General features: G+C 49.0%; 10 protein-coding genes. 6 read left to right on the top strand and 4 right to left on the bottom strand.

The annotated features are described in order from the left end of the window. Window positions 1–24 precede the first annotated feature (24 nt). Genes HNR50_RS20410 through HNR50_RS20400 form a run of 3 tightly spaced genes read left to right on the top strand, consistent with a single transcriptional unit; the run spans window position 25 to window position 3,426 of the window. The gene (locus HNR50_RS20410; RefSeq protein ID WP_184748660.1) at window positions 25–1,014 is read left to right on the top strand and encodes a radical SAM protein; all 990 of its coding nucleotides are present in this window, start codon (window positions 25–27) and stop codon (window positions 1,012–1,014) included. After that, window positions 1,011–2,780, top strand: coding sequence for a RiPP maturation radical SAM C-methyltransferase (locus HNR50_RS20405; RefSeq protein WP_184748659.1), 1,770 nt, complete (start codon window positions 1,011–1,013; stop codon window positions 2,778–2,780). The genes HNR50_RS20410 and HNR50_RS20405 overlap by 4 nt, the downstream gene beginning before the upstream one ends. Beyond that, window positions 2,773–3,426, top strand: a complete 654-nt coding sequence (locus HNR50_RS20400) for a class I SAM-dependent methyltransferase (protein ID WP_184748658.1) — start codon at window positions 2,773–2,775, stop codon at window positions 3,424–3,426. The genes HNR50_RS20405 and HNR50_RS20400 overlap by 8 nt, the downstream gene beginning before the upstream one ends. On the opposite strand, the gene HNR50_RS20395 is transcribed toward HNR50_RS20400, so the two are convergent. Further along, entirely contained in the window at window positions 3,410–4,333 is a 924-nt protein-coding gene (locus HNR50_RS20395; RefSeq protein ID WP_184748657.1) for a C1 family peptidase, read from the bottom strand. The two genes, HNR50_RS20400 and HNR50_RS20395, sit on opposite strands and share 17 nt — an antisense overlap. 64 nt (window positions 4,334–4,397) lie before the next feature. Between HNR50_RS20395 and HNR50_RS20390 the strand changes: the two genes are divergently transcribed. Continuing rightward, window positions 4,398–5,120 carry a GGDEF domain-containing protein gene (locus HNR50_RS20390; protein ID WP_184748656.1) on the top strand — a complete coding sequence of 241 codons (723 nt, stop codon included), beginning with the start codon at window positions 4,398–4,400 and terminating at the stop codon, window positions 5,118–5,120. Next, complete coding sequence (locus HNR50_RS20385) at window positions 5,110–5,661, top strand: SiaB family protein kinase (RefSeq protein ID WP_184748655.1); 552 nt, start codon at window positions 5,110–5,112, stop codon at window positions 5,659–5,661. Before HNR50_RS20390 ends, HNR50_RS20385 begins: the two co-directional genes overlap by 11 nt. On the opposite strand, the gene HNR50_RS20380 is transcribed toward HNR50_RS20385, so the two are convergent. The 3 genes from HNR50_RS20380 to HNR50_RS22210 form a co-directional block, all read right to left on the bottom strand. Continuing rightward, entirely contained in the window at window positions 5,652–6,038 is a 387-nt protein-coding gene (locus HNR50_RS20380; protein WP_184748654.1) for a DUF1987 domain-containing protein, read from the bottom strand. The genes HNR50_RS20385 and HNR50_RS20380 overlap by 10 nt on opposite strands. A gap of 98 nt (window positions 6,039–6,136) precedes the next feature. Next, the gene (locus HNR50_RS20375) at window positions 6,137–7,975 is read right to left on the bottom strand and encodes a SpoIIE family protein phosphatase (RefSeq protein ID WP_246434151.1); all 1,839 of its coding nucleotides are present in this window, start codon (window positions 7,973–7,975) and stop codon (window positions 6,137–6,139) included. Window positions 7,976–8,227: 252 nt separating this feature from the next. Continuing rightward, window positions 8,228–8,509: a hypothetical protein gene (locus HNR50_RS22210; protein WP_221439946.1), complete on the bottom strand. Its 282-nt coding sequence runs from the start codon at window positions 8,507–8,509 to the stop codon at window positions 8,228–8,230. Window positions 8,510–8,889: 380 nt separating this feature from the next. Here HNR50_RS22210 and HNR50_RS20370 point away from each other — a divergent pair, with 380 nt between their 5' ends. Then, window positions 8,890–11,028, top strand: a complete 2,139-nt coding sequence (locus HNR50_RS20370; protein ID WP_184748652.1) for a GGDEF/EAL domain-containing response regulator — start codon at window positions 8,890–8,892, stop codon at window positions 11,026–11,028. The last annotated feature ends 1 nt before the right edge of the window (window position 11,029 follow it).

Raw genomic sequence — 11,029 nt, 5'->3', positions numbered from 1 at the left:
ACTATTGCTGATAGTTTATAGACGATGGAACAGCACTCCCTTTCCCTTGAACTCACAACCCATTGCCAGCAGAATTGTCTTCACTGCTTTGCCCGGACCGACAGTACGGGTTTCACCCATATGCCTTATTCTCTGGCGCTCGAAGCCATGGACGAGGGCCTGGCGATGGGATTCGAGAGACTGCACCTGACGGGAGGGGAGATCTTTCTCTACCCCCGCCTTTTCGATGTCATAGATGAAGCGCAGAAGCGCGGTTACGGTTCGGTCTTTATAAACACCAACGGCCATTTGATCGACAGCGAGGCGGCGGAGAGGCTGGCTGAACGGTCGAATGTCGAAATATCCCTTTCCCTGAACGGCGGGGAAAAACACCATGATGCCATTCGGGGAGCGGGGGCTTACCGGGCTGCCCGGCGCGGACTGGAGAAGGCTCTTGAAAAAGAAATCCCCGTCCATGTCTTCACCGTGGCGGATCGTAACAATCTGGAACAGATTCCCCGTTTTGCCGACGACCTGTTTAAAAAACATCCGAAAATTTGCGATATCACTTTTATCCAGCTTCGAAGCGGACCGGAAGGAGAGGAGCGCAAACTGAGCCCCGAAGACTATGTCTCTCTTGTCAGGATGACCGCATTGATGGTTATGGGCGGATACGCCGTTAACATCCTGGAAAATCCCCTCTCCACGGCTCTGGCTTTGAAAATGGGCTTTTCCCATCTTCCTCCCTCTCTCCCCATTTCCCGCGAGGGACGGATTCTTATTTTCGCCGACGGAACCATAGGAGACAACCATTCGTCGGACCGCCGATTCGGACCATACGAGCCGGGCAATCTGGCGGGAATCTACAACTCTTCCCGGTTTGCTGCCGTCCGGACCGAAGGGCAGGAGATATGCGCCTGTTGCCCCCATATAGAAGACTGCCGGAAGGGGGGGCTTATGAAGCCCTCTGACCAGGCCCATAATACCGAACCTTACGACATTCCCTTCTGCCGGAAAACAATGGATCTTTTATGAATGATATTTTACTGATAGTCCCTCCCTTCGCCATGACCAACTTTCCCTCGCTGGCCGCCCACTCTCTTCAGGCCGTGGGCCGGAGCGCCGGATTCGATGTCGGGGTTTATTACGCGAATCTGTCCTTCGCGGCCGCTCTGGGAGATACATACGGCAACTTGTGCAACGGCGGACCGGAACTGCCCGGCGAGACCGTTTTCGCCTCCGCCGCCTGGAGCCTTCCTCCACGGGGAAAAACCGAAGAGGAGACGAGTCTCGATTTCTCTCAGGTCTTCTATCCTCCTTCCGATCCCCCTCCCGCCGATGAGATGGGCAGGCTTTCCCGGAAAGCGGAGCAGTGGATAGAATCTTTAAAAGAGCAGATTGAATCATGGGACTGCAAACTCGTCGGACTGACAAGCAGTTACGAACAGACCAACGCCTCGGTCGCCATTATGAAGGTCATGAAAGCCGTCCATCCCCATATGGTCACCTTTCTGGGCGGATACAACGCCGAAGGGGTTATGGCCGAAGGGATCGCATCGGCCGATCCGCAGGGAGAAATCATCGATTATATTTTTTCCGGCGAATCTGAACACAGCTTTCCCGCTTTTCTGGAGCAGTGGAGCCGCGGAGAGCTTCCCGATGAGCGAATCATCAGGGGGAAGGCCGTGAACGACCTGGACGATCTCCCGCTGGCCGATTACGACGAGTACTTCGATCAGCTGAAAATCCATTTCCCCGAAGAAGCCGATAATGCCCAGCTTGCCCTCGAAACGAGCCGGGGGTGCTGGTGGGGTGAGAAGAGCCACTGCCTCTTCTGCGGATATGCCGACGAGAGAATCCGCTTCCGCGAAAAATCCCGGGATAGAATCCTGGCTGAACTGGATCATATGGAAAAATATCCTTCCCGCTACGGACATATGGCCGACCTGATTATGCCGAAAGCCCATTTTGAAGGAGTCATACCGCAGCTGGAAGAGAAAAACAGCCCCTGGACGCTTTACTATGAGCAGCGGGCCGCCTGGAACCGGGATCAGTTGGAATCGATGGAAAGGGCGGGCATAAGGGACAATCAGCCGGGAATAGAAACCCTGTCCACAAATATCCTGTCCCTAATGGGCAAGGGCACCAATCTTAAAAACAACCTGACTTTTCTGCGCGAAGCGACCGGGGCGGGAAACCGCCTCTACTGGAACTTCGTCTGGGGGTTCCCCGGGGAAAAAGCCGAAGAATACCGCGCCATGACGGAGCTGATTCCGCATATCAGCCATCTTATTCCTCCCATGGGCATTTTTCGTCTGGCTCTGGCCCGCTTCAGCCCCCTCTTTAATAACCCTGACAAATGGGGCGTCACGAACATCCGGCCTCTCCCGGCTTATAAAAGAGTCTTCCCCGCCCACACGGATTTTGAAAAGCTTGCCAACTATTTTATCTGCGAATATGAGGCGGAGACATTCGACGATCCATCGGTCATGGCTGAATTCACTGCCGCGGTGGACCGGTGGAATGAAGGGTGGAGCAGCCCCCTGACCAGGCCCCGGCTGATGGCGGCGCGATCGGGCGGAGGAGAGCTGATCCTTCTGGACACGAGAAATGCCGGACAGCCGGTTAACCGGGAAATCACAGAGGCCGAATTGAAACTGCTCATTGAAAACAGCCCACTCGACGGTTCGTTCGAACAGAACCGCGCGCTGGAGCAGAATCTGGCTCTGGCGCTGAACAGGGATTTCGTTCCCCTAATAACCATAGAAACACCGCTGCGAAAGGAGCTCCTTAATGACTGATAAACAGCTCAACGACAAATCCATCTGGGATGAGATATACAGAAAAACGGAAAACAAGCCGGGCTGGGATCTCCCCGGTGCCGATCCCAACATGACGGATCTCATCGGGAAGCATGGCGGGAAAGACGATTCCATGAGGATTCTTGATGTGGGCTGCGGCAACGGGCGCAACGCACCGGTCGCAGAATCGCTGGGAGCCGCATATTGCGGCACCGATTTCTCTTCAAGCGCCGTTGCCCACTGCCGGGAACTGTATCCGGACAGGGATTTTTATATCCAGGACATATGCGCCGATCTGGAAGGAACGGAACTGGGCGAATCGGGACCTTATGACGTGGTAATGGACTGCGGATGCTTCCACGCCATCCCTCCCCAACAGCGCGGGGCCTACATAGCCAATGCCGCCCTGCTGTGCCGCCCGGGAGGACTGTTGGTTATCGGCTCCTGGCACAGAGGGGAAGGGGTGGACGGAAATGATCCCCAATACTACCCCTACCTCTACCTGAGCGAATGGTTCTTCAATGCCGGCGATATCGAATCCCTCTTCGGTAACACCTTCGAACTGATAGACAGCCGCGTGGACAGGGATGTCTATCCCGGCATGTTCGACGGTTTCGCCTATTTCGCTCTCAGACGGTGTAAATAGTCTTGAACCCCTCTATGCCTATCATCTGCGAATCGATGCCGCAATGGCCGTAAGCGATTCGGAAATATCCCTTTTCTCCCCAATGTGGGCCCCAGGAATTCTTGCAGAGCCAGGCTTCCTCTTCATCGTCGTAACCGACAACGGCGACGCAGTGTCCCCCCAGCGAGAAGTCCGTCAGGGGGTGGTATACGCCGCTTTTGTAGAAGAACAGCCCGGGATGCAGCTGTACCGCTGATATAAGCGGCCCCTTGTGGGCGATCCAGTTTTTCATGTCGTAATGGGTTTCCAGGGTCACGTCCCCGCTGATAACCGTCCTCTTCTTCCGCCATCCTGAAGGCAGCGGCTTATCATCGCAATCGTGTTCGTAGGGAAAATCCGATTCGGGAATGACGCCCGTTTCCTGCAGATAGGACAGGGCTCCGCTCAGGTTCCAGCCGGTCAGGCAATTGTGCTCTCCCGGACTCTTGAAAAAGAGCTGGGCTTCCGAAAGCTCAGGAGGGCATTTCGTCCCGCCGGGACAGACAGGTTTTTTCAATTCCAGGCGGGCCATAGATTCGACGACGGCAAGCGTTCCGAAAGCGACGCATGAATTGCAGAACTTCTGGTTCTTCACGGAAGTGACGTAACTGGCACCTCCGGCATCGAGCCAGGAGAATGAGGATGGGTAGGGTTTGGGCTCCCTCTCCCGTCCTGTCGGAGTATCTATTTTTTCCTTGTGATCCAGCCAGTTCCTCAATCCTCTTTCCAGACGCTCCTCCAGGGAGAGTTTCCCGGGATCAGGAAGAAAGCCGGCCATTCTGGACAAGTCGTCCATAAAGGAACCGTCGAAAAGGTTCAGTTCGGCGATCCATTTTGTATCTTTGAATTTGGATATCTCTTCGAGAAAGCTTTTAGTCAATTTGTTCATGGAGATCATTCTACAGGTAGAAAAAAAAGCGGTCAAACGACATTTTTTATGTATAATGAACCATATGAAGGACAGTAAGAACGATATAACTCTTTTTCATCTCGAAGAGAAGTATCTAGCACGTGCGAAGGAACTGCTCGAAAAGCGGGACCAAGAAGAGATTGACTGGCGCCAGTCGTTCGAGGAAATGACCGGCCAGTATGCCAAATTGCTCAATCATACTCACAAACTGATCAAGATTAGCGATCACGCCCAGAAGAGCCTGCAAAAAGCGAACAGTAAAATTCAGATAATGGCCGATACGGACGAGCTGACGGGACTGCCTAACCGGAGAGGATCGGAAAAACTGCTGGATAGCATAATCAGGAAGAGCCGGGCTTTCGATGTGCCCATAGCTCTCTTTCTGCTCGACGTCGATCATTTTAAAAAGATTAACGATTCGTGGGGCCATTCTGCCGGAGACAAGGTTCTTAAAGAGCTGTCGGAACTGATGAAGGTCAATCTCAGGAACAGGGACATCCTGGGACGCTGGGGAGGCGAAGAATTTCTTATGGTCCTTTCTGAAACTGATCTGGTGGGAGCGAGAATCCTTTCCGAAAAAATCCGGGACCTCATTGAAAAAAAACCCGTTGAATGGGAAGGAGAGGAGATCCGCGTGACCATGTCCATGGGCGGCGTCATGTACGACGGAAAGAACAGTCCCGACAGGAATCTCGACCATGCGGACCAGGCTCTGTACAGAAGCAAAAATACGGGGCGCAACAGGATAAGCTTTTATGAAGCCTGAAGAACTGGTTAAATTTTACAGAGACCTGAATGAAGAAGGTATCTATCTGAGCTATCAGGGGCCCCTGTGGCAGGAGCTTCTGGAAGAGCTGAACGGGTTGATCAAAAGCAAAGTTAAAAATCATATGAAACCGGGGCTGTACAGCAAATACATGACTCTTTTTGTCGAGATGGTTCAGAATATCATAAGGTATTCCACTTCCCGGTCGGCTCTTACTCCCGAAGGCGAGATAAGTTACGGAATCGTCGTGGTCGGCTCACAGGACGGACAGAATTACATTCTGACCGGCAATACGATCGATTCGTACCACAAAGAGGTTCTGAAAAAATCATTGGAGAGGCTGCAGGGGCAGGACCGGGATTCGCTGGCCGCCATGTTCAAGAAGCAGCTGAGGGGAGAAGTCCATGAGCGCGGCCGGGGCGCGGGCCTGGGGCTTATCGATATTTTCAGGCGTTCCGATAAAGTGGAATATTCCTTTGTTCCGATGGGGGATGACCGTGATTTTTTCGCCTTGAAGGTGCAGTTTTACGATCAGGCCTGACCGGCCGGTTCTATTGAAAAGGGGAGCTTTAAACCGTAGCTGAGATCTTCCCCGATCTCGCAGGCCAGCTCGTTTTCCTCATCGTAAAACCAGCGGACTCGGCTGCTCAGCCCCTTGCTATGCGCTTCTTCCAGCATATCGAACAGCATAAGCAAAGCCTTTGAACTGCTCGTGTTGATATAGAGGAGCTTTATATCCAGATCAATGCCCGTTTTGGAGTTTCCGAGATATTCTTCTATCCGACGGATGACCGGTCCGTAAAAAGCCGTGGCGTTTTCCGGATAGGATTCTCCTTCTATGAGGAGTGAGCCAGTGTCCGGAAAAAACTGGATCCGAGGGGTAGATTTCTTTTTTTCTATATCTATAGTGTCCGACATGAACCTGTGTCCCCAATTCCCTGTATTATATATCGGTTTTCACAAACCGGGCAATCATTGATTGACCCGGCCGATATAAGGGAAAATACTTTATAACTTTAGTCTACATCCAAAGTGAATCCGATTACAAGAACGTCGTCTCTCTGTTCTCTTTCGTTTCTGTAATCGTCGAAGCTTTTTTCCAGAAAGCTTCCGGTTTCGCTCATGGAACCGCGGCTTTCCAGCAATAGCTTTCTGAATCTCTCCCATCCCAGACCGAACCCCTTGGGACCTCCGCTCTGTTCGATAAATCCGTCGGTTGTCAGGAAGAACCGCGTCTCTTCGGTAAAATGGATTGTATGCTGTTCGAATTTCTGATCTTTCCTGGAACGCTTGAATCCGATGGAATATCTGCTTCCCTTGTACTCGTTTATTTCCCCTTTTTCCAATGCGAACAGCCTCAATTTGGAACCGGCGAAGTGGAGTCGACTCATTCCGTTTGTACAGGACACCAGAGCGATTTCCAGTCCGTCGTCAGCAAAGGGGTCGGTACTGCCCTGGTTGAGCTTGCCTTTCATTATATTGTTGAGATGAAAGAGCACATCGGCGGGATCAAAGATGTTCATCTGCTCGACGATATAATCCATAGCGGAGGTTACTGACATGGTGAGAAGGGCGCCGGGCACGCCGTGGCCCGTGCAGTCAATCACGGCGAAGAGAAATCCGTCTTCATGCTGATGGCGCCAGTATATGTCGCCTCCCACGATTCCCTTGGGTTTCCATAGAGTGAAATAATCTTCGAAAAGGGTGACCATCTCTTCCCGTGCAGGGAGGACGGACTGCTGGATCTGCGCTGCGTACTCCAGGCTCTCGGTAATGAGCTCGTTCTTTTCGCTCAGCTCCCGGGTCCGGCTCGCGACTTTTACTTCAAGGGAATCGTTGAGCTCCCTGATCTCGTTGGCGGCGGAGATGAGGTCTCCGTGAGCTGTTTCGAGGTTTTGATGGGTCTGGGCGAAGCGTTTGGCCAGAACGAAGGAGAAGACGACGATCATGGCGAAGAAGCCTTCTCCGATCGGGGGGTCAAATCTTAAAATAGAAGCAAATGAAAGCATACTTAAAAGAAAAGAAATACCTAAAATTAGAATTCCTATGAACATAATTTTAGAAAATTCCAACTTTTGCCTTATTGCTTTTATGCCTATAAAGAATAAGTAAGGGACAACAAGGATATAGCTTAAATTAAAAAAAATATATATATATTTAACAAAATAAAAGACTTGATTAGTTAATGAAAATTCTAAGAAAACGAATATTGATAAAGTGCAATAGAACACTGTAAAAACTTTAGCAATCATTCCTTTTTTAATATTAAAAAAGGAATGTATAAAGTGAATTGGCAGAAGATACATATTAATGCCACCTATAAAGGTGAGTAACCAATATGAGAATGCAAAATTGAATAGACTATACCAGTGACAAAAGAAACCCATTATAAATAGTGAAACGGACAATCCTGATAACGCTATATATAGTGAATATTTCTCTTTCTTCCGTAGTAAATACTGAAAGAGGAAGTAGATGAATATAAAAAGTGATATTGAAGAAACACCTACGTCTTTGATAATATGCTGTTTAAATCTCCTATTAATTTTATTAACGTAGCCTAATTCAAATAAAACTGCACCTCCCCAGCCGCTATAAGTCCCAGATTTAACTGCGATAGTATTTATCGAGTCCGTTTTTAAAAATTGGAGGGGAATTGATGCCGTAAAAGGGGATTCTCCAATTGTATGAGGGTTGTCCTTATTCCAATTTTGGGATTGATGTATCAAATGTCCGTTTATGAATAACTGTATAGAACTATAACTTCCCCATAATCTCAGACATATATCATTAGTGACATCTTTATCTAAAATGAATTCTTTTTCATATTCGACAAAACCATGATAATTCGCCATTTCCGGAATTTCGAACTGCCAGGGAGCTGCAGCGCTATATTCAAACCACAATTGTGAACTATCATTCTCAAAGCTTTCAGGAGATTTGATGGGAGATATTTTCCACCCCCCCTTCAATGTAATTATCTCATTCAGATTACTATTGGACACTTTGAGAATATTTGATTCAGCAAATATTACTGAAGTAGTCACAAAGAAAATGAAAAGAATTAATTTTGGAATGATTTTCTTTCCCACCAACATCTCCTTATTTTAGTACGGATATAGACCTAGGTTTTTGCTTGACAGACTATCTTTATTGTCAATTATTTTTTTACATTCATTCTCGTGTACGTCATAGCCTTTCTCTTTAAACCAACTTGAGATCGTTTGATGGCTAGACTCGTTTACATGAGAACTGAATTCATCCGAGAGTTTGCTGTCTTTCGCTGCATCAATAATAAAATCAATAAAATTCTTCATTTTTTCTCCTAAAGTGTGTAGAAATCTAAATCCTAGAGTATTTTGAGAACGTTTAAATGTCAAATCATTCACAAATAAAAATGTATTTATCAAACCGATGTTGAAAAATTCCTATAAAATCGTTTTTTCTTGCGGTAAGGTTTTTTAATTATGTAACCTAGCTAGGTTAGTATGCAGTTCAGGTTATTTATATAAATCCGTTGTTAGATTTATTGTTCTGAACTATGAAATAGCTCATTCCGTCAGCTCGGCCTTTTTACATTTTTACGTTTTTGCTTTCCGAACAGCCGGTAGAGGTTCCAGTCGGCTTTCCATGTTTTGACAGCCCTTTTGCTCATTCCGCAATTAAATAATATTTATCCATTTATTAACAGATGTTTTTTACTCAAAAGGATTCCGAAAACTGTTAATATTTAATCTATTTTTAAGTCCCTATGCCGATAATGATTCCGATGGAAGAAGAGAAATTCTGGAAAGTTCTCATAGTGGATGATGACGAGCAAACTCATCTCGTAACGAAAATGGCGCTCCGGGGCACTGAAGTATTGGAACGCGGCATTGAGTTTTTCGATGCCTATGATTCCAGTCAGGCCTATGAAATCCTCGAGCAGAACCGGGATATGACAGTCATACTCCTGGACGTGGTCATGGAGACTGATCATGCCGGGCTGGATTTGGTCAGGCGGATCAGGAAGGAACTCGAGCTCCTTTCCGTTCGAATCATAATCCGCACGGGACAGGCCGGCGAAGCGCCTGAGCTGGAAGTCATCCAGACCTATGATATCAACGATTATAAAATGAAATCCGAACTGACCCGGACGCGTCTCGTTTCTTCTCTCGTATCGGCTATCCGATCCTACGTGCAGTTCGAAACCCTCGACAATAACAGAAGGGGCATGGAGAGGATCATCACCAGCTCGCGGGAGCTCTTCCTCAGCAAAACAGTATCCGATTTCAGTAATCGGGTCATATCCCAGATAGAGGAGATCCTCAGTTCGACCTGCAATGTCTGCATCTGCCTGAAGAGGAAATCGGGTATGGCCTATGTTAAATCGGCCAACAGGAACTATGAGCGGTATATCGGCCTGTCCCTTGAAGAGCTTGGAGAAGAGGACAGGGCGTCGGCGGAGAAAACCTTCAGCGAGGAATCGCCGCGCTTTATCGGCGGCAAGGCTTTTCTGTATATTCCCAATGACCATATCCACAGCGGAGTCATTGTAATAAACGCCGATCACAGCATCAGCGCGGAAGAGCAGCAGCTTCTCAATGTTTTCGCCGTGCAAATATCCGTCGGTTTCGAAAACCAGTATTTGCTGGACAGGCTTCACAAATCAGCCTATTTCGATCCCCTCTGCCAGCTGCCCAACCGCACCAGTTTTCTGGACGAGATTCTGCGGCGCCAGAGCGAAGATAAAAATCAGAATATAGCCCTCATTGACGTGATCCAGTTCTCGGAAATCAACAATTCCATGGGTTATCCCGTAGGCGACAGTCTCTTGCGAACCGTAGCCGAGAGGCTGAGCCATTTCTGCAGGGATAAGAGCTTTATCGCCCGATTGGGAGGGGACACTTTCGCCATAATAGGGCCGAACGAGACCGTTGTGCCTGAGAAGCTGCTTGCACTGTTCGGCGAGCCTTTTGAAATTGGAGGAGATCTCTATCCCGTCAAGGCGACCATCGGAATGATCGAAATGGACATCCCGGACATGTCACCCCAGGATCTGGTGCAGAAAGCCGATATGGCCCTCCGTTCCGCGAAAAAAGCGGAAGGCGTCGTCTGCCATTACTACGACCGGGAAATGGACCGTTCGGCAAAATCCCGCATTCTCATTACAAAAGATCTTAAACGGGCTATCGACAGTGATGAGATGCTGCTCCATTTTCAGCCGCAGCTTGACCTCATTACCGGTAAACTGAACGGCGTCGAAAGTCTGATACGCTGGCAGAAAGGCAAAGGCGAGCTCATTCCCCCTTCCAGCTTCGTTCCCGTGGCCGAACAGTCGGGACTCATCATCAACATAGGGGAAATCGCTTTCCGTAAATCACTGGCTTTTCTGGAGCGCTGGATCAAAGAAGGGTTCTCCCCATTCCGGATCGGTGTCAATGTCTCGGTTCGACAGTTTCTCGGTGACGATTTTCAGACTTTTCTCAGCGAATCGGTCGGGCAATACGCCGTCGATCCCTCACTCATCGAGCTCGAGATTACCGAAAGCATCCTCATGCATGATCTGGATAAGGGAATCCGCATCATGAAGCACGCGAAGGACCTGGGAATGAGCATCGCCATAGACGATTTCGGAACGGGATTCTCGTCGCTCAGTTATCTGCAGAAGCTTCCCATTGACCGGTTGAAAATAGACCGGTCTTTTATCATGAATCTCGAACATGATACGAAAGCCCAGAAGCTGACGCAGATGATCGTTCAGCTGGGAAAACAGCTCAATCTGGAATTAATCGCCGAAGGGGTGGAAACGGAGGAGCAACTCGGCTTTCTCCGGGCGCTGGAATGCGATGAGGTTCAGGGGTTCCTGTTCAGCCGCCCTCTTCCTGAGTCAGATTTCAGAAGCTGGATGAACGGGAGAACCCTATAGA

This window comes from Spirochaeta isovalerica (assembly GCF_014207565.1).
GTDB classification, from domain to species: Bacteria; Spirochaetota; Spirochaetia; order DSM-2461; family DSM-2461; genus Spirochaeta_F; species Spirochaeta_F isovalerica.
Note: the sequence above shows the minus strand (reverse complement) of the source record. Positions and strands in the feature narration are given on the sequence as shown.

What these genes read in the sequence shown, in the direction of transcription:
- HNR50_RS20370 (WP_184748652.1), top strand. Translation starts at nt 8,890, where the DNA reads ATGGAAGAAGAGAAATTCTGGAAAGTTCTCATAGTGGATGATGACGAG.
- HNR50_RS20405 (WP_184748659.1), top strand. Translation starts at nt 1,011, where the DNA reads ATGAATGATATTTTACTGATAGTCCCTCCCTTCGCCATGACCAACTTT.
- HNR50_RS20385 (WP_184748655.1), top strand. Translation starts at nt 5,110, where the DNA reads ATGAAGCCTGAAGAACTGGTTAAATTTTACAGAGACCTGAATGAAGAA.
- HNR50_RS20390 (WP_184748656.1), top strand. Translation starts at nt 4,398, where the DNA reads ATGAAGGACAGTAAGAACGATATAACTCTTTTTCATCTCGAAGAGAAG.
- HNR50_RS20400 (WP_184748658.1), top strand. Translation starts at nt 2,773, where the DNA reads ATGACTGATAAACAGCTCAACGACAAATCCATCTGGGATGAGATATAC.
- HNR50_RS20380 (WP_184748654.1), bottom strand. Translation starts at nt 6,038, where the DNA reads ATGTCGGACACTATAGATATAGAAAAAAAGAAATCTACCCCTCGGATC.
- HNR50_RS20395 (WP_184748657.1), bottom strand. Translation starts at nt 4,333, where the DNA reads ATGAACAAATTGACTAAAAGCTTTCTCGAAGAGATATCCAAATTCAAA.
- HNR50_RS20410 (WP_184748660.1), top strand. Translation starts at nt 25, where the DNA reads ATGGAACAGCACTCCCTTTCCCTTGAACTCACAACCCATTGCCAGCAG.
- HNR50_RS20375 (WP_246434151.1), bottom strand. Translation starts at nt 7,975, where the DNA reads ATGGCGAATTATCATGGTTTTGTCGAATATGAAAAAGAATTCATTTTA.